Raw genomic sequence first — 19687 nt, 5'->3', positions numbered from 1 at the left:
GTATCAGGCGGCACGCCGTTCCCTGAACGGGCGCCGTTCAGTCATCGGTTCACGCGATGGTGCGATCATGTTCCGCCCCGTGGATGCCGGTTGACGGCCACGGGTAGGGCGGCGCTCATGACACACGAGTCCACACAGCCCTTCCATCTGCCGCGCTTCTACATGCCGTACCAGGCCCGGCTCAATCCGCACCTGGACGAGGCGCGGGCCCATTCCACGGTGTGGGCCCGTGAGATGGGGATGCTGGAGGGCAGCGGTGTCTGGGACCAGAGCGACCTCGACGCGCACGACTACGGCCTGTTGTGCGCGTACACGCACCCCGACTGCGACGGCCCGGCGCTCTCCCTGATCACCGACTGGTACGTGTGGGTCTTCTTCTTCGACGACCACTTCCTGGACATGTTCAAGCGCACGAACGACCGCGCGGCCGGCAAGGCGCACCTGGACCGGCTGCCGCTGTTCATGCCGATGGAGCTCGACACCCCCGTGCCCGAGCCGGAGAACCCGGTCGAGGCGGGCCTCATCGACCTGTGGCGGCGCACCGTGCCCGCCATGTCGATGGACTGGCGGCGCCGCTTCGCGGAGTCCACCGAGCACCTCCTGAACGAGTCGATGTGGGAGCTGTCCAACATCAACGAGGGGCGGATCTCCAACCCCGTCGAGTACATCGAGATGCGCCGCAAGGTGGGCGGCGCCCCCTGGTCGGCGGGCCTGGTGGAGTACGCGACCGCCGAAGTCCCGGCATCCGTCGCGCAGTCGCGGCCGCTGCGCGTCCTCATGGAGACGTTCTCCGACGGCGTGCACCTGCGCAACGACCTGTTCTCCTACGAGCGGGAGGTCATGGACGAGGGCGAACTCTCCAACGGCGTCCTGGTGTTGGAGACCTTCTTCGGCTGTACGACACAGGAGGCGGCGGAAGCCGTCAACGACGTGCTGACCTCGCGGCTGCACCAGTTCGAGCACACCGCGCTGACCGAGGTGCCCGCCCTCTCCGCGGAGAAGGGGCTCACACCGGACCAGGTCGCCGCGATCGCCGCGTACGCGCGCGGCCTTCAGGACTGGCAGTCCGGCGGCCACGAGTGGCACATGCGCTCGAGCCGCTACATGAACAAGGAGGCCGCCGCGCAGGCCGCCCCCTCCCTGGGCGCGCCGAGCGGGATCGGGGCCGGCACCGTCGACGTACGGGCGCTGCTCGCCGACGTGGGAGCCGAGCGCCTGCGCGCGTACACGCACGTGCCGTTCCAGAAGGTCGGCCCCTCCGTGATCCCCGACATCCACATGCCGTTCGCCCTGACCCTCAACCCGGAGCTCGACGGCGCCCGCGCGCGGCTGCTCCCCTGGACGCACCGGATGGGCATCCTGGGGGAGGGCGTCTGGGACGAGGACAAACTCCGTGCCTACGACCTGCCGTTGTGCGCGGCGGGCCTCGACCCGGACGGCTCACCGGAGGCGCTCGACCTCAGCTCCCAGTGGCTCGCCTGGGGCACCTACGGGGACGACTACTACCCGCTGATCTTCGGGCACCGCCGCGACCTGGCCGCCGCCAAGCTGTCCACCGCGCGGCTCTCCGACTGCATGCCCGTGGACGGCCAGGAGATCCCGCCGCCGGCCAACGCCATGGAGCGCGGCCTCGCCGACCTGTGGCGCCGCACCACGGCCGCCATGACCCCGGAGCAGCGGCGCACCCTGAAGGACTCCGTCGAGGTCATGACGGAGAGCTGGGTGTGGGAGGTCGCCAACCAGCTCCAGAACCGCATCCCCGATCCGGTCGACTACCTGGAGATGCGCCGCGCCACCTTCGGCTCCGACCTCACCATGAGCCTGTGCCGGATGGGTCACGGGCCCGCCGTGCCGCCCGAGGTCTACCGCGCGGGCCCGGTGCGCGCCCTGGAGAACTCGGCGATCGACTACGCGATGCTGCTCAACGACGTGTTCTCGTACCAGAAGGAGATCGAGTTCGAGGGCGAGATCCACAACGCGATCCTGGTCGTGCAGAACTTCTTCGGCGCCGACTACCCGACGGCGCTCGGCATCGTGAACGACCTCATGACGCAGCGCATGCGGCAGTTCGAGCACATCGTCGAGCACGAACTGCCCGTCCTCTATGAGGACTTCGGGCTCGGCCGCGAGGCGCGCACGGTTCTCGACGGCTATGTCGACGACCTGCGGAACTGGATGGCCGGCATCCTCAACTGGCACCGGGAGGTGGACCGCTACCGCGACGCGTGGCTCTCGGGCCGCGCCCACGGCTTCGTAGCAGGCCGCGTTCCGGCGCCTCCGGTTCCGATTGGTTTCAACAACCACACGTCCGGATCGGGCGGTTCAGGCAACTTCGCTGGGACACCTGCCGTCTTGTGAGGTGAGACGGCCGCGGCAAGCGGTCGTGCAACGGGGACTGCGAGAACACACGGGGGTGTTCTTTACTGTGACCGAAATCTTCGAGCGCATCACGGACAAGCTGACCGGAGTCGAGGAGGCCGCGAGCGAGATCGCCGCGGCCGCCGTCGGGGAACTGGCGCCGTACGTGGCGCCGTTGACGGTGCCGCCGGTGCTGCGGCCCGACTCCGGTGACGTCCTGCAAGAGACAGAGATCGCGCTGCGGCCCACGTGGCAGCGGCTGCACCCGCAGCTCCCGCCGACACTGATGTGGGGCTACGAGGGGTCCGTGCCGGGCCCGACCATCGAGGTGCGGCGCGGGCAGCGCGTCCGCATCGCCTGGACGAACCGCATTCCCAAGGGCGGCGAGTACCCGGTGAGCGCGGTGGAGGTGCCCAATCCGCCGACCGAGCCGGGCCAGGACCCGCCGCCCCCGCCGACCACGCTGCCGGGCCGCGCGGGCGTCGCGGTGAACGCGGATGTGGCGGCGCTGCCCGCCTGGACCGTCACGCACCTGCACGGCGCGCAGACCGGCGGCGGCAACGACGGCTGGGCGGACAACGCGGTGGGCTTCGGCGACGCCCAGCTCTCCGAGTATCCGAACGACCACCAGGCGGTGCAGTGGTGGTACCACGACCACGCCATGAACATCACCAGGTGGAACGTCTACGCGGGCCTCTACGGGACGTACCTGGTCCGGGACGACGAGGAGGACGCCCTCGGGCTCCCCTCCGGGGAGCGGGAGATCCCGCTGCTGCTCGCCGACCGGAACCTGGACACGGACGAGGACGGCCGGCTCAACGGCCGGCTGCTGCACAAGACCGTGATCGTCGACCCGGCGAACGAGGAGACGGGCAAGCCCGTCACCATCCCGTTCAGCGGCCCGTACACGACGGTCAACGGGCGGATCTGGCCCTACGCGCAGGTGGACGCGGGCTGGTACCGCTTCCGCCTGGTGAACGCGTCGAACGCGCGGATCTACAACCTGGTGCTCCTCGACGAGGACGGCGACCCGCTGCCCGGCGTCATGCACCAGATCGGCAGCGACGGCGGACTGCTGCCGCGGCCCGTACCGATCGACTTCGACGACGCGCTGCCGACGCTGCCCGTCGCGCCCGCCGAGCGGATGGACCTGCTCATCGACTTCGCGTCCCTCGCGGGCAAGCGGGTTCGTCTGGTCGACAAGGGGCGCAACCAGGCGCCGGGAGTGCCGGACGTGCCGGGCGATGTGCGCTACCCGCACGTCATGGAGTTCCGCGTCGGTGAGGGCGGCGAGCCCGACTCGTTCGTGCTGCCCGAGGTGCTGTCCGGGTCCTTCCGGAAGCTGACGCACGACATCGAGCACGGGCACCGGCTGATCGTGCTGACGCCGCCCGCGACCAAGGGCGGCGGCGGACACCCGGAGATCTGGGAGATGGAGGAGGTCACCGACGACGCCGAGACCGCGGCGGGCGCCGATGACGTCCAGGTGCCCACGGACGGCGTCATCCAGCTCGTCGACGACAAGGGTGAGTTGAAGACGTACCGGCGCATCGCCCGGACGTTCAACGACGGGCTCGGCTTCACCATCGGCGAGGGCACCCACGAGCAGTGGAGCTTCCTGAACCTCGCGGTGAACCCGCCGGTCGTGCACCCGATGCACATCCACCTCGCCGACTTCCAGATCCTCGGCCGCGACGTGTACGACGCCTCCGGGTTCGACACCGAGGTGGGCGGCACGGTCAAGCCGGTCGCGTTCGACCCGAACTCGGTGATCCCGCTGCCGCCCAACGAGCAGGGGCACAAGGACGTGTTCCGCGCCCTGCCCGGCCAGATGCTGCGCGTCATGGGCAAATTCGACGGGGCGTACGGCCGGTTCATGTACCACTGCCACCTCCTGGAGCACGAGGACATGGGCATGATGCGGCCCTTCGTGGTGATGCCGCCGGAGGCCCTGAAGTTCGACCACGGGGCCGGGCACGGCGGTGGCCACGGGGGCCACACCGGCTGATTCCTGTGGTGCACGGGGTGCCGGGCGCCGGCGTTCGAGCCGGCCCCGGCACTCTCACTCGTTCGTGGATCGTCGCGGGCGTGCGCGGAGGGTAGGGCTCTGGCCGTGGCCGAGTGAGCCAGGGACCGGAGGCGGGCGATCCATGGAACAGACTGCGTTGCGGCCCAAGGCGATGCCGGGATCCGGGGGCAGGTCATCGACCACGACGTCGAAGCAGGAGCCGTCGTCCGGCCCGCTGACGAGGTCCGGACCGGCGCCGAAGCCCGGCAGGCCGCACGCCGCCCGGCGGCGCGGCAGGCGCCTGTGCAGCGTGCTGTGCGGGCTGCTGTGCGCGGTCGTGCTCGTCCTCGCGGGCATCGGCCTCGGCACCGTGGGGGCCACCGTCATCGGCATGAGCAAGCTCGCCGAACTGAAGCGGCAGGCCCCGCCCGCGGCAAGCCCCGCGACCCCGCCGCCGAGCAGCCCCGCCGCCACGCCGGGACCCACCACGGCGCCCGCACCGCCCACCCCGCCCCTGCCGAGGGGCGGGCTCGGCGTGGAGGTCGTCGACGCCCCCAAGGCGTCGGGCGCGCTCGTCGTGGCCGTGCACATTCCGGGCCCCGGCTATACCGGCGGCCTGGTCCGCGGCGACGTCCTGGTGGGCCTCGGCGACCGGCGCGTCGGCTCCGCGCTCGACCTGGCCGCGCACGTGGCCGACGTGGCGGACACCCGACCGGGCCGGCAGGTCGTGGTCACGGTCCGGCACGCGAACGGGGAGCTGCAGAAGCTGGCGGTCACACCGGGCCTGGTCACGTGACGGCCGTATTCGGCGCGCGCCCCGCCCACGGCGCCTGAAATCATGGGCAGAGGTCGGTCTCGCGCCGCCCCGCGCCGCCGGGCAGGATGGCTGCCCGTACGACGCCCGCACTCCCACAGGCGCCCACCCGTACGAAAGGCCAGGACATGACGACCGGTACCCCCGCGCCCTTCACCGCCGCCGACTACAAGGCCCGCATGGACCGTGCCGCGCAGTCCGCCGCCGACGCGGGGCTCGCAGGGGTGCTGGTCGCGCCGGGCCCCGACCTCGTATGGCTCACCGGCTACCACGTACCGGCCGACACCGAGCGGCTCACCCTCCTCGTGCTCGCGGCCGGCCAGGAGCCCACGCTCGTCGTGCCGACCCTGGAGGCGCCCGACGCCGCCAAGGCCGCGGGCGCCGACGCGATGACGCTGCGCGACTGGACCGACGGCAAGGACCCGTACGACGTCACGGCCCCGCTGCTCAGGTCGGTCGGGGGTCCGGGCCGCTTCGGGGTGAGCGACAACGCCTGGGCGATGCATCTGCTCGGCCTGCAGAAGACCCTGCCCGATACCTCGTACGTCTCGCTCACCGAGGCCCTGCCGATGCTGCGCGGCGTGAAGGACGCCGCCGAACTGGAGCGCCTCGCCGCCGCGGGCGCCGCCGCGGACGCCACGTACGAGGAGATCAAGAAGGTCGCCTTCGCGGGCCGCCGGGAGAACGACATCGCCGGTGAACTGTCCGAGCTGCTGAAGAGGTTCGGGCACTCGCAGGTCGACTTCACCGTCGTCGGCTCGGGCCCGAACGGCGCCAACCCGCACCACGAGGCGAGCGACCGCGTCATCCAGGACGGCGACATGGTGGTGCTCGACTTCGGCGGCCTCAAGCACGGCTACGGCTCCGACACCACCCGTACCGTGCACGTCGGCGAGCCGACGGACGAGGAGCGCGAGGTCCACGACATCGTCCGCGAGGCGCAGACCGCGGCCTGTGACGCGGTACGCCCCGGGATCGCCTGCCAGGACGTCGACCGGGTCGCCCGCAAGGTCATCACGGACGCCGGGTACGGCGAGTACTTCATCCACCGCACCGGGCACGGCATCGGCGTCACCACCCACGAACCGCCCTACATGATCGAGGGCGAGGAGCAGGAGCTGGTGCCGGGCATGTGCTTCTCCGTCGAACCCGGCATCTATCTCCCGGGCCGGTTCGGCGTCCGCGTCGAGGACATCGTGACCGTCACCGAGGACGGCGGCAGGCGCCTCAACGCGACGGCGCGCGAGATGGCGATCGTGGGCTGAGCGGCCATGCCGTCGACGCCGCGGCAGCCCACTGCCGACGCCGTGCGCCGCGTCCTGGAGGCGATGCTTCCGGACGGCGGCGCCCCAGAGGTGCGTCCCGTCGCCGAGGGCGGCGAGCACTCCACGTGGTGGGTGGGGAAGACGCACGTGCTGCGCCTCGCCACCGACGGTGCGATGTCCGCGCGACTGCGGCGCGAGGTGCGCCTGCGTGACCTCGTACGCCCCCACGTCCCGGTCGCCGTGCCCGCCTCCGTCGCGACGGGGGAGTGGGCGCCCGGCCTCGCCTGCACGCTCGACAAGCGGCTGCCCGGGGAGTCCGCCGAGGTCAGGGACGTCACCGCGGCCGGCGAGGAGGATCTCGCCGGGCTGCTCGCGGGGCTGCGCGAGGTGCCGCTCGCGCGGACCGTTCCCGTCGGTGTGCCGAAGGTGCCGCCGCGCTCGCTGGAGAGCCTGCGCCGCGAGGCCGGAGCCGCGGCCCTGAAGCTCGACGCGGACGGCGAGTTCGAGGCCGAGCGGCTCGAACAGCTCGCCGCGCGGGCCGTCGCGCAGCTCGTCCCGCAGCCCGACACCGTGCTCGTCCACAACGACCTCAAGGGCGAGCATCTGACCGTGTCGACGGACGGCCGGGTGCGCGGCGTCCTCGACTGGGCCGACGCGGTCGTCGGCGACGCCGCGGAGGACATCGCCGGACTCACGATCGCCGTGGGCGCGCGTGCCGCGGTCCGCTCCGCGACGCTGGCGGGGTACGGACCGCGGTCGTGCCTGCGGGGGCTGTGGCTGGCCCGGTGCGATGTCCTGGTGCGGCTCGTGGACCGGCTGTACGGCGCCGACGACAGCCCCGAGAGCCTGCTGCGGGTGCAGATGGAGCGGGCGTGGGAGGCGATTCTGCTGGAGCTGGTGTCGGAGGGGTGAGCCGGAGGGCGGCGGGACAAAGGGCCGGGCCCGCCCTCCGCCCCGCCTTGTGCGCCTCTACGGTTGCGCCTCTATGGTCGCGCTTCTACGGCGCCACAGCGACCACGCAGGACTCCGCCGGGACCGTCAGCACGCCGTCCCTGCCCGGCAGTTCCACCGGCTCCCACGCGGCGAGCAGCCGCGCCACGGGCCGCCCCAGTGGAATCGACACCGGCACGTCCGACAGGTTCACCGCCACCCGCAGATCGCCGCGCCGGTAGGCGATCCACCGCGCCTGCTCGTCGTACGCGACCTTGACCGCGGCCAGATCCGGGTCCTGGAGGTCGGGGCGGGCGCGGCGCAGGGCGATGAGTTCGCGGTACCAGGTGAGCACGCGCGCGTGGTGGCCCGTTTCCCGCTCCTCCCAGTTCAGACAGGAGCGCTCGCGGGTGGCCGGGTCCTGCGGGTCCGGGACCTCCTCGGCCCAGCCGTGCGCCGCGAACTCCCGCCGCCTGCCCTTGCGTACCGCTTCGGCGAGAGCGGCGTCGGTGTGGTCGGTGAAGTACTGCCAGGGCGTGCTCGCGGCCCACTCCTCGCCCATGAACAGCATCGGCGTGAAGGGCCCGGTGAGGACGAGCGTCGCCGCGCACGCGAGCAGCCCGGGGCTCACGAGCGAGGCGAGGCGGTCGCCCTGCGCCCGGTTGCCGATCTGGTCGTGGGTCTGCGTGTAGGCGAGCAGCCGGTGCGCGGGCACGGTGGTGCGGTCCAGCGGGCGGCCGTGGCGGCGGCCGCGGAACGTCGAGTACGTGCCGTCGTGGAAGAAGCCGTGGTTGAGCGTCTTGGCGAGCGCGGCCATCGGCTGCCGCGCGAAGTCCCCGTAATAGCCCCGACGTTCACCGGTGACGGCCGCGTGCACGGCGTGGTGCACGTCGTCGTTCCACTGCGCGTGCAGTCCGAGCCCGCCCTCGGAGCGCGCGGTGATGACGCGCGGGTCGCCGAGGTCGGACTCGCCGACCAGGAACAGCGGCCGGCCGAGGTCCTCCGCGAGCGCGTCCACGGCCGCCGAGAGCTCCTCCAGGAACGGCAGGGCGCGCCGGTCGTGGAGTTCGTGGATCGCGTCGAGCCGCAGCCCGTCGATCCGGTAGTCGCGCAGCCAGGCGAGCGCGCTGCCGATCAGATACGCGCGCACCTCGTCGGAGCCGGGCGCGTCCAGGTTCACCGCGCTGCCCCACGGAGTGTGGTGCGTGTCCGTGAAGTACGGGCCGAACGCGGGCAGATGGTTGCCGGAAGGGCCCAGGTGGTTGTGCACGACGTCGAGCACGACACCGAGGCCCTGTTCGTGGGCACTGTCGACAAAACGCTTCAGCGCCTCGGGCCCGCCGTACGGCTCGTGCACGGCCCACAGGTCGACCCCGTCGTAGCCCCAGCCGTGCTGTCCCGGCATGGGGCACAGCGGCATCAACTCCACGTGCGTGACGCCCAGGTCGGCGAGGTGGCCGAGCCGCCCCGCGGCGGCGTCGAGCGTGCCCTCCTTCGTGTACGTGCCCACATGGAGCTCGTACAGGACCGCTCCCGTCAGTCCGCGGCCGGGCCAGTGGCCGCGCCACGCGTACCGCCTGTGGTCGACGACGGCGCTCAGCCCGTCCGGGCCGTCGGGCTGCCGCCGCGAGCGCGGGTCGGGCAGCACGGGGCCGCCGTCGACCGCGAAGCCGTACCGCGTGCCGTCCTCGGCCTCGGCCTGCCCGGACCACCATCCGTCCGCGCGGTACGGGTCACGCGCCAACGCGCGCGTGGTGCCCTGTTCGTCTTCGGCGCCCCCAATGTGGAGCGTTACCTGCTCGGCCTGTGGTGCCCACACCTCGAACTGCACGGACCGTTCCCCCTCGTGACCGGATGCCTGCCGACAGTGACGGCTGAGTCCCATGGTGCGTCAGTTGTGATCGACGCGGGGCCGTTTTGCCTCGCTGGGGCATGCGTCACACGAAGTCGAGGCTCTGCCGCACACGAAGCCGAGGCCCTGTCACACGAAGTTGATGCGCTTCTGTGCCACCGGGTACCCGGCCTTCGCGAAATTCGCCGCCATCGGGAAGTTGCCCTCGTCCGTGGCCGCCGCGATGAACTCGGCGCCCCGCTCGGCCAGGAAGTGCGTCGTCTCCACCAGGAGGTCGTACGCGTAGCCGTGCCCGCGCTGTTCGGGCACCACGCCGATGAACCCGACACAGGGGCCCGAGGGGTTGTGCGCGGGCACATGGAGGCCGACGAGCTCGCCGTCCTTCGTGTGGGCCAACTGCAGCCACTCGCGCCCTGCCGGGAACCAGTGGAAGAAGTCCAGCTCCTGGCGCGCGGCCCGCTCGGAGCCACCCTCCTCGATGGCCGCCCGCGCATGTGCGTCCAGCGTCCCCGAGTGCACGCGCCGCAGCACGTCCAGGACGGCCTCGTCGTCGGGCTCGGAGCGGAACTCCAGGCGGCCGGTCCGCTCGGGCAGGCCGTCCTCCGGAGTCCACCGGTAGCGGAAACGCTCCACCAGGACGCGCATTCCCGCGTCCTCGATCGCCGCCCTGCGCGGCTCGACCGCGGCCACGACCTCCGGCCGCTCGCGCCAGTCGGGCGGCAGCAGCAGGTCGTACTCGGTGCGGAACGGCGCCCGCCGCAACAGCTCGGCGCCCGCCGCGGCCTCGCCCTCGGCCACGTCGAACCAGTCCAGGGCCAGGGGCCGCTCGTCGTCGGGCCCGCCCCACCACGCCGCGCGGGCCACCACGCGGTCGCCGCGCAGCGCCACCCAGGTCCACTCGGGCCGGTACTCGCCGCCCTCGCCGACGGTGCGGTACACGGATCCGACGAGGGCGCGGCCGACCAGGCCGGGATCGTCGAGGGAATGGAAGAGGCGGGCGTCGGCCTCGGTGAGGGCACGCACGACAAGGGGCTGAACCGCTGAGGTCAAGAAGTCTCCTTGGGGAGCGGCCCGTTGGTGGCCGCGGCGCGCCGAACGTAACAGCGCGGGGCGGCCCACGCTCCCGGTTTTCTGGACACTGCGGCCTCCGCTGCCCGACAATTCCCTTTGTGACGTCCTCTTTTGAACACCACACGTACCCGGCTCGGCTCTCCGACGCCGAGCGGGACCGTGCGCTGAAGGTGCTCAGGGACGGCGTCGCCCTCGGTCGGCTCTCGCACGACACGTTCGTGCGCCGCATGGAGCTGGTGTTCACCGCCCGGCGGACCGAGGACCTCGACCGGCTCACCGCGGATCTGCAACAGGAGAGCCGCTTGTCGCGGGCGCTGTTCGGCACCGTGGGAGCGGTCTCCGGGTTCACCGTGCGGCTGCGCAGGGCGTGGACGGTGGAGCGGCTGCCGAAGCTGCTCCTGCCGCCGGCCGCGTCCCCGTACCCGCTGCGCATCGGCCGCGACCCGGCCAACGGGCTGCGGCTGAGCCACGACACGGTCTCGCGGGTGCACGCCGAGCTGAGCCGGCAGGCCGGAGTGTGGGTGCTGCGCGACCTCGGCTCGACCAACGGCACGTCGGTGAACGGGCGCAGGGTGATCGGCGCGGCGGTCGTGCGGGACGGCGATCAGGTCGCCTTCGGACGCATGGCGTTCCGGCTGTCCGCGGACTGACCCGGGAGCGCCTGCCATCCCCGCGCGCGTGCCGCACCCGCGCGTGCTCGGCTGCGCATGTGCTCACCCGCGCGCGTGCCGCACCGCCGCCACCGTCGTCCGCGCCTGATGCTCTATCTGGTGGGCCACCGGCACCCACCGCGCCCCGAACCGCTCGGCGTACGCCTCGCACCACCGGGTGACGAGGGCGTCGAGACGGGGCGCCGCCAGGTCGTCGGCCTCCTCCAGGACCCGCAGGAGCATCGCCGCGGCCCGCAGCGGCAGCCGCCGGGCGAACGCGTCGATGCTGCCGACGTACGCCATCGTGGCGCCCGGCGGCGGCGGTTGGACCCAGTCGTCCGCGAGCCCCGGCACCAGGCCCAGCGCCCAGCAGGCCGCGCCGAGGAGCGGACCGCCGGTGTCCGGGAGCCGCGGCATGGCCTCCGTGAGGATCTCCTCCACGAGCCGGGTGTCGCGGCTGAGCCGGGCCGACAGGCGCCGCAGCGCCCGCTCCGGCGCGGGATGCGGGGCCGGGTCGTCCACCAGGTCGCTGGCCCACATCGGGACCTCCACGATCGCCGTGGAGCCGCCGTAGCGGTGCGCGTGGTGCCACGTCGACAGGCGGGCGTCGTCGGGCAGGCTCGGGAACGCGGCCTGCGCGTCCAGGTCCGGCATCACGTGGACGCCGCGCCCCGACGTCGGCCATCCCGCCGCGTCCGACGCCCCGGTCTCCACCGGTATGTGCAGCTCGGCGGCCGACTTGGCGAAGGGCTCGGCGAGCCCCGGTATGTCCCGGGTCAACTGCACCCAGCTCCCGCCCAGTTCGGTGCCGTGCAGGGACACCTGGAGGTAGGGCCGCACCTCGTCGATCACGCCGACCAGGGTCTTCGTCTCCGGCGGGAGCCGGTCGGGCGGCAGTACCGACGGCGACCACTCCGGCTGCTCCGCGCCCGTGGGCCTGAAGAAGCCCCGGTGGTAGTCGAGCAGCGAGTGCGGCTCCGGAGCGTTGTGCAGCGCCGCGCCGTCCGGGTCCGCGCACAGCAGGAAGTGCCAGGACCGGTCGGTCCGCAACTCCCGGTCGAAGAGTGCCTTTTCGGCCAGGTGCAGCGCCGTGGAGCCCCCTGTGGGTTCATTGGCGTGCGCCCCGGCCACGATGAGGACGGCGCGCCTGTCGTGCCCTATGGACAGCAGGTGCAGGGGGCGCCCCCCACGCGACGTCCCGACCTGGCGTAGGCGACACAGGTCAGGTCGGTGAGACGTCAGCTCCCGCGCTGACTGGACCAACTCGGCCGAGGTGGGGTACCGCTGCTCCGACAGGTGACTCACCCCCGTTGGTGCTCCCGGCGTCAGCAATCCGCAGTACCCCATGCTCCGCTCCATGTGTCAAGAAGGCCTATACAGCGGCCCCGGGCCGCTCGGCAGGGGAGAGTTCACGCCACCGCGGCCCCCGCGCAGGTCAGACCCGTACGTCACCCTGAGTCACCGCTGTCACTCGGACAGTGGAACGGAGGCTGCGTGACGAAGGCCTCGGTGGTGCGCTGGGCAGAGCGGCGCGCAGCGACCGGTGCGCGCCCCGGTACAGAGTGGAGTCCCGCGGTGCTGTGCCCTTCCGGACCGGTCTCGTATCCCGACGCATCGGGGTCCTACCCGCGCGCGGGGTCCGCGACGCAGCCCCCGAGCCTCGCCGCGCCGCGGACCGCCCACGATCCGTGGCCGCTGTACCGCACCCTGCGGGCCACGCACCCGCTGCACCTCGACGAGCCCTTCGGCGCGTGGCTCCTCAGCCGCTACGTGGACGTGCGCACGGCGCTCGCCGACCCCCGGCTGGTCGCACCGCCGCCCGGCCGCACCTTCGCCCACCTGGAAGCGGACACGCACGCCGACCAGCGCGCGCTCCTCGCCCCGGCCCTCCAGGGGCGCGCGTTGGCCACCCTGAAGGCGAGCGTCGAACGCACCGCCTACGTACTCGCGCGCCGCCTCGCCCGACGCCACGAGGCCGACCTGGTCGAGGAGTTCTGCCACTGGCTGCCCGCCGTGGCCGTCGTCCGCGCGCTGGGCCTGCCCTACGAGGGCACCACCCACGTCGCCGCCCTGTGCCGCGCGGGGCTCACGCACCTGGGCGGCGCCCCGGACGCCCTGGACGCCTTCCTGCGCCCGCAGATCGCCCGCCGCCGCGCCCACCCCACGAACGACCTCCTGGGTGCCCTGTGCGCCGCACGGGCCGACGGACGGCCGCTGTCCGACGACACGGTCTGCGGGCTCGCCGCGACGCTCCTCGGCGCGGGCGGGGACGCCACGAACCGGGCCCTGGCCGTGCTCCTCGCCAACCTCCTCGATCACCCCGAGCAGTTGGCGCTGGTGCGGGCCCGGCCCGAACTCGGCGACGCCGCCTGGGCCGAGTCGCTGCGCCGCGACCCCGCCACTCACGTCGTCCTGCGCCGGGCCCTCGCGCCGGTCCCGGTGAGCGGCGGCACGATACCGGCGGGCGCCACGGTCGCGTGCCTCGTGGGAGCGGCGGGCAGGGACGCGGCCCGGTTCGCCGACCCCGACCGCTACGACCTGTTCCGCGCGGCTCCCGGGCAGCTGGCCCACGGCACCGGGCGGCACCGCTGCCCAGGCGTCCAACTCGCCCGCCTCACCGCCGACGCCGGCCTGCGCGCCCTGCTGACGGAGCTGCCGTCGATGTCGTGGGCGCCAGGCTTCAGGCCCGCCTACGAGGGCCTGCTCACCCGCTCTCCCGCGGCTCTCCACGTACGTCTTCGATGAGGGCTCGCAGGCCCTCGCCCTGGTCACTGTTCTCGTCGGCGCCGAACGAGGAGTGCCACAGGGAGATGCTCGAAGAGTTCCGCCACGCGCGCGTGCCCGCTGAACCGCCTTTCTGGTCCGAGGAGTTCGATCCACTCACCCTCGGGGAGCGGGAGGTGTGTGGTGCGCCAGCCGCCGGTGTCGGTGAGCCGCAAGGAGAGGCGGGTCGTCGCCACGATCACGCGGCCCGCGCGTGCGTAGGCGACGCAGTGGGCCTGGCCGGGGCCTTCGGCGTGCAGCGGTTCGTAGGTGGCTGTGTCGCCGAACCAGTCGGGGTGCGTCCGGCGCAGGCGCAGGGCGCAGCGGGTGAGTTCGGCCTTGGTGCTGTGCTTCTTGGGGGTGAGGTGGGCGGGCGCCCGGTTGTCGGGGTCCACCAGGGCGCGGTATTCGTGCTCGGTGTCCTGGTAGAGGTCGGGTACGCCCGGCATGGTGAGGTGGATGAGGGCCGCGCCCAGGATGTTCGCGTGCACATGGGGTTCGAGGTCGTCCATGAAGCGCAGCACCTCGTTGCCGGGCGGACCGCAGGGCCCTGACGCCACGAAGGCCTCCACCGCGTTTTCGTAGTCCGCTTCCTGCTCCGTCCACGTCGTGAACAGGCCCGCCTCGCGCGCGTGCTTGAGCATGGCGGTGTGCAGCCGGTCCGGTGCGGCGGGGCCGAGTCCGGCGAGGGTCTGCCATGCGGCCCAGGCCAGCTGCGGGTCGGGGGCGCTGGTGCCGCCGCCCTGCGCGGTCCGCGCGGTGACGTCCGCGAGCAGTTCCTCCCACCGCTGGGGGCACTGGGTGAGGACGGAGATGGCGGCCCGTACGTCGGCGCTGCGTTTCGTGTCGTGCGTCGACAGGGCCGTCGAGGTGCAGGGCCAGTCGCGCTGCACGCGCGCGCAGTACGCGTGGAACGCCTCCACGGACACGGCAGGTTCCCCGGGCGAGCCGCCCACCTCCAGGGCCGACAGCAGCGGCGTGTACCGGTAGAACGCGGTGTCCTCCACCGCCTTGGCGTGCAGTGCGGAGGCGGTCTGCGCGAACCGGGCGGCGAACGCCGTGTGCGCGGGGCCCGTGCCGCGCCGCCCCAGCGCCAACTCCCGTACGGCGTCGACCGCTCGGGCCTCCTCGGGCACCGCGAACGCCGCCTTCGCCTCGCCCGCCGCGGACGCCGTCAGCACCGTCTCAGGGGCTACGCCCCCGCTCGCGTAGGGCCGGTAGACCGGGATGCGCACCAGAAGCTCGCACAGCGCCGTGCGCAGCGCCCAGGGGGCGTGGTCGCGCAGCTCCGGCTCCCCGGCGCACAGCGCCACGGCCTCGCGGGTCAGCCGATCCACCTCGGCGGCCAGTTCGTGGGTGACGACGCGGTACGCGGCGCGCCGCACGGTCGCCGCCCATTCCCCGCCCCGATCCGCCGGGGCCCCGGTGAACCGGCGGAACAGGCCCAGGAGTTGATCGGATCCGGCCGGATCGGTGAACAGCCCGTCGATGTGGCGCAGCGCGTCGTAGCCGGTGGTGCCGGCCACCGGCCACGCCGCGGGCAGCCGCTCGCCGTCCTGGAGGATCTTCTCGACGACGGTCCACCGGCCGCCGGTCGCCTCGCCAAGCCGTTGCAAGTAGCCGCCGGGATCCGCGAGCCCGTCGGGGTGGTCGATACGCAGCCCGTCGACGACGCCCTCGCGCAGCAACTGAAGAATCTTTGCGTGGGTCGCCGCGAAGACCTCCGGCTCCTCCACCCGTACGGCGATCAGATCCGAAATGGTGAAGAAACGCCGGTAGTTGAGCTCCGTGCGGGCCAGCCGCCACCACGCCGGGCGATACCACTGCGCGTCGAGCAGCCGGGCAAGCGGCAGGGAGGCAGTGCCCTCGCGCAGCGGGAACGCGTGCTCGTAGTAGCGCAGGACCGCGCCGTCCACCCTCAGGTGCGGCAATTCCTCGCCTACAGGGCCGCCCAGGACCGGCAGCAGCACCCGCCCGCCCTGCGCCTCCCAGTCGATGTCGAACCAGCCCGCATACCCAGACGTAGGGCCCTCGCGCAGTACCTCGCGCAGCGGCCGGTTGTGGGACACGGCCGCCGCCATGTGGTTGGGCACCAGGTCCACGACCAGGCCCAGACCGTGCCCGCGCGCCGTCCGGGCGAGGTCCCGCAGGCCGTCCTCGCCACCCAGCTCGGCGCGCACGCGCGCGTGGTCCACCACGTCGTAGCCGTGCGTCGAACCCGGCACCGCCTCCAGGACCGGCGACAGGTGCAGATGGGAGATTCCCAGGGAGGCCAGATACGGGACCGCAGCCGCCGCGGCGGCGAACCCGAAGTCCGGTTGCAGCTGGAGCCGATACGTCGCCGTGGGAGTCGTCGGAGGCGGCGTCGTGGGCGGCATCGGGGCTTGAGGCGTCATGCGAACCTACGTACCCGCGCCGCCGCCTTTCGTGTCATCACTGCATGCATGCGGGTGCGCGTGCCTCGTTAACGTCGGACGATGCCTGGTACATCCAACAAGGCCGGTGGAACGCTCGACGCGTACCGCAGGGTGCTCGCTGCTACGGGGCGCCCGCTGCCCGTCGTGTCCTTCCTCGGGCGGCTGCCGGTCGCGGTGATCCAGTTCGGCAGCGTCCTGCTGGTGACCCGCACCAGTGGCTCCCTCGCCACCGGAGGCGTGGTCGCCTGCGCCCTCGCGCTCGGCCAGGTGGCCATGGGGCCCTTCGTAGGGAGGCTCGCCGACCGGCGCGGCCAGCGTCCCGTCGTCCTCGTCTTCGCGCTGCTCAACGGCCTCGCGATCGCCGTCTACACGCTCGCCGCGCTCGCGGGCCTGCCGACTTCCGCCCTGATCGCGCTCGGCGTCCTCGTGGGCGCCACCGTCCCCGGCATCGGGCCGCTCGCGCGCGCCCGCGGGGTCGCGCTCGTGCGCCGGGAGGGCGGCGACGAGCGGGTGGTGAACGCCGTGCTCTCCCTGGAGTCCACCATGGACGAGCTCAGCTTCGTCCTCGGCCCCGCGCTCATCGGGATCGCCTCCGTAGTGGCGCACCCCGCCTACGCGTTCGGCGCGGCCGCGCTCCTCGTCGCGGTCTGCGGCACCGCGTTCGCGCTGCACCCGACCGCCACGGCGGTGCCGCCCGCCGCGGCGGGGACGCGGCCACGCGCGCGTGCGGAGCGGCCACGGCTGCCGCGCCAGGTCCATGTGGTGCGTGTCGGGCTCGTCCTTCTCGGCATCCTGCTCGGCGGCTGCGGCGCCGGAATCACCGCGCTCACCGAGGAGTTGGGGCACGGCGACCAGGCGGGGCTCGTCTACGCCGCCATGGGCGTCATGAGCGCCGTCGTCGGCCTGTCCATGGCGGCGGTGCCCGCCCGGTTCACGCTGCGGGCCCGCTGGCGCGTCGCCACCGCGGCCGCCGCCGTCCTGTCGCTCCCGCTCCTCGTCACGCACTCCATGGCGCTCCTGTACGTCGCGGTGACCGTCTTCGGCGCCCTGTTCGCCCCGAACCTGATCACCGGGTTCGGGCTCACCGAGCAGGCCGTGCCGCGCGAACGGCTCGGCGAGGGCATGACGGCCGCCGTGAGCGCGTTCGTCGGCGGACAGGCCGTCACGCTCGCCGTGGCGGGCCGTCTCGCGCAGGCCCACGGGGCCGCTGCCGCCTTCGCGGTGGGCAGCGTGGCCGCCGGGCTCGCCTTCCTCGTCGCGCTGCGCGTACGGCCCCTCCAGGCGGCCGGCGAGACCGCTACGCCGGCCGCTGCAGCACCGTGAGGCTGCGCCCCTGCAAGGTGACCCGGTCGCCGGCCTGTACCTTCGGGCCCTCGCCCGACGAAAGGCCCTCGGCCAGCGCCGTGTCGACGACGGCCTGCCACTGGCGCCCGTGGTCGACCGGAACGACGAAATCCATCGGCTCCGGCGAGGCGTTGAACAGCAGCAGGAACGAGTCGTCCTGGATGCGCTCACCGCGCGCGCCCGGCTCCGAGATCGCGTTGCCGTTGAGGAACACGGACAGGGCGCGCGCCTGCGCCGCCCCCCAGTCCTGCTGCGTCATCTCCTCGCCCTCCGGGGTGAACCAGGCGATGTCCGACAGGTCGTCGTGCGTGCCCTCGACCGGACGGCCGTGGAAGAAGCGCCGCCTGCGGAACACGGGGTGGTCGCTGCGCAGCCGCACCATCGCGCGCGTGAACTCCAGGAACGGGTCCGGTGCGTCGTCGGGGTCGGCCCAGCGCACCCACGCCACCTCGTTGTCCTGGCAGTAGGCGTTGTTGTTGCCGCTCTGGGTGCGCCCGAACTCGTCGCCGTGGCTGAGCATCGGGACGCCCTGCGACAGCATCAACGTAGCGATGAAATTGCGCATTTGGCGGTCCCGCAGGTCGAGCACCGCCTGGTCGTCGGTGTCGCCCTCGGCGCCGCAGTTCCACGACCGGTTGTGGCTCTCGCCGTCGCGATTGCCCTCCCCGTTGGCGTCGTTGTGCTTGTCGTTGTACGACACCAGGTCGCGCAGAGTGAAACCGTCGTGGCAGGTCACGAAGTTTATGGAGGCGAGCGGGCGGCGTCCGTCGTCCTGGTAGAGGTCCGAGGAGCCGGTCAGCCGGCCCGCGAACTCGGCGAGCGTGCGCGGCTCACCCCGCCACAAGTCCCGCACGGTGTCGCGGTACTTGCCGTTCCACTCGGTCCACAAGGGCGGGAAATTTCCCACCTGGTAGCCGCCCTCACCGACGTCCCAGGGCTCCGCGATCAGCTTCACGCGGGAGACCACCGGGTCCTGCTGCACGAGGTCGAAGAACGACGACAGGCGGTCCACTTCGTGGAACTGCCGGGCCAGGGTGGCGGCCAGGTCGAAGCGGAACCCGTCGACGTGCATCTCCTCGACCCAGTAGCGCAGCGAATCCATGATCATCTGGAGTACGTGCGGGGACCGCATCAGGAGCGAGTTTCCCGTCCCCGTGGTGTCCATGTAGTAACGCGGATCGTCGGTCAGCCTGTAGTAGGACGGGTTGTCGAGCCCCTTGAAGGACAGCGTCGGACCCAGGTGGTTCCCCTCGGCCGTGTGGTTGTAGACGACGTCCAGAATGACTTCGATTCCGGCCTGGTGCAGCGCCCGCACCGCGGACTTGAACTCCAGGACCTGCTCGCCGCGGTCGCCCCACGACGCATACATGTTGTGCGGAGCGAAGAAGCCGATCGTGTTGTAGCCCCAGTAGTTGTTGAGCCCCATCTCGACCAGCCGGTGGTCGTTGACGAACTGGTGCACCGGCATCAACTCAAGGGCGGTGACGCCCAGTTCCGTGAGGTGGTCGATGACCGCCGGATGCGCGAGCGCCGCATACGTACCGCGCAACTCCTCCGGCAGCGCCGGGTGTTGCATCGTCAGGCCCTTCACATGCGCCTCGTAGAGCACCGTCTCGTGGTACTCCGTGCGCGGCAGCCGGTCGTCGCCCCAGTCGAAGTACGGATTGACCACCACCGACGCCATCGTGTGCGGCGCCGAGTCCAGGTCGTTGCGCTCGTCCGGTGCGTCGAACGGATAGCCGTACACCGACTCGTTCCAGTCGATCCGCCCGCTGATGGCGCGCGCGTACGGGTCGAGGAGCAGCTTCGCCGAGTTGCAGCGCAGGCCGCGCGCGGGCTCGTACGGGCCGTGCGCCCGGTACCCGTAGCGCTGCCCCGGCATGATCCCCGGCAGATAGGCGTGCCGCACGAAGGCGTCGGCCTCCCGCAGCTCCACCGCGGTCTCCGAGCCGTCGTCGTGCAACAGGCACAGCTCGATACGGTCGGCGGCCTCCGAGAAGACCGCGAAGTTCGTCCCGGCGCCGTCGTACGCGGCACCCAGTGGATACGCCTGTCCTGGCCAGACCTGCATGCTGACGCTCTTCCTTCCCGAGCTCCCGACTATCCAAGACCAGGGGATACCCCATTGGCCCGGCGGTCCGGGCGGCATCGGACAGTCTCTGCCCGAAAGTGAGGCAACCACACGGGAGTTGGCGCCCTCTTACACGGCGACCAT

Annotated in this window: 13 protein-coding genes; 8 read left to right on the top strand and 5 right to left on the bottom strand. The window is 72.4% G+C overall.

Annotation, left to right across the window (positions count from 1 at the left end):
* The first annotated feature begins 117 nt into the window (after nt 1-117).
* The 5 genes from cyc2 (at nt 118) to ACOKM3_RS11950 (ending at nt 7357) form a co-directional block, all read left to right on the top strand.
* Entirely contained in the window at nt 118-2358 is a 2241-nt protein-coding gene (cyc2, locus tag ACOKM3_RS11970) for a germacradienol/geosmin synthase Cyc2 (protein WP_426899730.1), read from the top strand.
* A gap of 67 nt (nt 2359-2425) precedes the next feature.
* Entirely contained in the window at nt 2426-4366 is a 1941-nt protein-coding gene (gene phsA / locus ACOKM3_RS11965) for an O-aminophenol oxidase PhsA (RefSeq protein WP_426899728.1), read from the top strand.
* 142 nt (nt 4367-4508) lie between these two features.
* Nucleotides 4509-5162, top strand: coding sequence for a PDZ domain-containing protein (locus ACOKM3_RS11960; RefSeq protein ID WP_426899726.1), 654 nt, complete (start codon nt 4509-4511; stop codon nt 5160-5162).
* Between the two features lie 146 nt (nt 5163-5308).
* Complete coding sequence (locus ACOKM3_RS11955) at nt 5309-6445, top strand: aminopeptidase P family protein (protein ID WP_426899725.1); 1137 nt, start codon at nt 5309-5311, stop codon at nt 6443-6445.
* Nucleotides 6446-6451: 6 nt separating this feature from the next.
* Nucleotides 6452-7357 (top strand): aminoglycoside phosphotransferase family protein, encoded by a 906-nt coding sequence (locus tag ACOKM3_RS11950; protein WP_426899723.1) that lies wholly within the window; start codon nt 6452-6454, stop codon nt 7355-7357.
* 85 nt (nt 7358-7442) lie between these two features.
* Here ACOKM3_RS11950 and treZ read toward each other — a convergent pair whose 3' ends face one another.
* Nucleotides 7443-9206 (bottom strand): malto-oligosyltrehalose trehalohydrolase, encoded by a 1764-nt coding sequence (treZ, locus tag ACOKM3_RS11945; RefSeq protein ID WP_426899721.1) that lies wholly within the window; start codon nt 9204-9206, stop codon nt 7443-7445.
* A gap of 150 nt (nt 9207-9356) precedes the next feature.
* A complete protein-coding gene (locus ACOKM3_RS11940) occupies nt 9357-10277 on the bottom strand; it encodes a GNAT family N-acetyltransferase (RefSeq protein ID WP_426899719.1) in 921 nt (306 codons plus the stop codon).
* A 119-nt stretch (nt 10278-10396) separates the two neighbouring features.
* On the opposite strand from ACOKM3_RS11940, the gene ACOKM3_RS11935 reads away from it, so the two are divergent.
* Nucleotides 10397-10948 carry an FHA domain-containing protein gene (locus ACOKM3_RS11935; RefSeq protein ID WP_426899717.1) on the top strand — a complete coding sequence of 184 codons (552 nt, stop codon included), beginning with the start codon at nt 10397-10399 and terminating at the stop codon, nt 10946-10948.
* A gap of 63 nt (nt 10949-11011) precedes the next feature.
* Here the strand turns inward: ACOKM3_RS11935 and ACOKM3_RS11930 are convergent, their stop codons facing one another.
* Nucleotides 11012-12253 carry a M14 family zinc carboxypeptidase gene (locus ACOKM3_RS11930; RefSeq protein ID WP_426899715.1) on the bottom strand — a complete coding sequence of 414 codons (1242 nt, stop codon included), beginning with the start codon at nt 12251-12253 and terminating at the stop codon, nt 11012-11014.
* A 270-nt stretch (nt 12254-12523) separates the two neighbouring features.
* Here ACOKM3_RS11930 and ACOKM3_RS11925 point away from each other — a divergent pair, with 270 nt between their 5' ends.
* Nucleotides 12524-13693 carry a cytochrome P450 gene (locus tag ACOKM3_RS11925; protein WP_426899713.1) on the top strand — a complete coding sequence of 390 codons (1170 nt, stop codon included), beginning with the start codon at nt 12524-12526 and terminating at the stop codon, nt 13691-13693.
* Between the two features lie 23 nt (nt 13694-13716).
* On the opposite strand, the gene treY is transcribed toward ACOKM3_RS11925, so the two are convergent.
* Nucleotides 13717-16107: a malto-oligosyltrehalose synthase gene (gene treY / locus ACOKM3_RS11920; protein ID WP_426899711.1), complete on the bottom strand. Its 2391-nt coding sequence runs from the start codon at nt 16105-16107 to the stop codon at nt 13717-13719.
* Nucleotides 16108-16188: 81 nt separating this feature from the next.
* Between treY and ACOKM3_RS11915 the strand changes: the two genes are divergently transcribed.
* Complete coding sequence (locus tag ACOKM3_RS11915) at nt 16189-17451, top strand: MFS transporter (protein WP_426899709.1); 1263 nt, start codon at nt 16189-16191, stop codon at nt 17449-17451.
* Here the strand turns inward: ACOKM3_RS11915 and glgX are convergent.
* The gene (gene glgX, locus ACOKM3_RS11910) at nt 17426-19543 is read right to left on the bottom strand and encodes a glycogen debranching protein GlgX (protein WP_426899708.1); all 2118 of its coding nucleotides are present in this window, start codon (nt 19541-19543) and stop codon (nt 17426-17428) included. The genes ACOKM3_RS11915 and glgX overlap by 26 nt on opposite strands.
* Between the last annotated feature and the right edge of the window lie 144 nt (nt 19544-19687).

Source organism: Streptomyces nidicola (genome assembly GCF_050106155.1).
In the GTDB taxonomy this organism is placed as follows: domain Bacteria; phylum Actinomycetota; class Actinomycetes; order Streptomycetales; family Streptomycetaceae; genus Streptomyces.
The sequence above is the reverse complement of the archived record's forward strand: the minus strand, read 5'-3'. Positions and strand labels throughout refer to the sequence as shown.

Bases quoted from the DNA above. Each gene is read 5' to 3' on its own strand.
- cyc2 (WP_426899730.1), top strand. From the start codon at position 118: ATGACACACGAGTCCACACAGCCCTTCCATCTGCCGCGCTTCTACATG.
- ACOKM3_RS11915 (WP_426899709.1), top strand. From the start codon at position 16,189: ATGCCTGGTACATCCAACAAGGCCGGTGGAACGCTCGACGCGTACCGC.
- ACOKM3_RS11960 (WP_426899726.1), top strand. From the start codon at position 4,509: ATGGAACAGACTGCGTTGCGGCCCAAGGCGATGCCGGGATCCGGGGGC.
- glgX (WP_426899708.1), bottom strand. From the start codon at position 19,543: ATGCAGGTCTGGCCAGGACAGGCGTATCCACTGGGTGCCGCGTACGAC.
- ACOKM3_RS11955 (WP_426899725.1), top strand. From the start codon at position 5,309: ATGACGACCGGTACCCCCGCGCCCTTCACCGCCGCCGACTACAAGGCC.
- ACOKM3_RS11950 (WP_426899723.1), top strand. From the start codon at position 6,452: ATGCCGTCGACGCCGCGGCAGCCCACTGCCGACGCCGTGCGCCGCGTC.
- treY (WP_426899711.1), bottom strand. From the start codon at position 16,107: ATGACGCCTCAAGCCCCGATGCCGCCCACGACGCCGCCTCCGACGACT.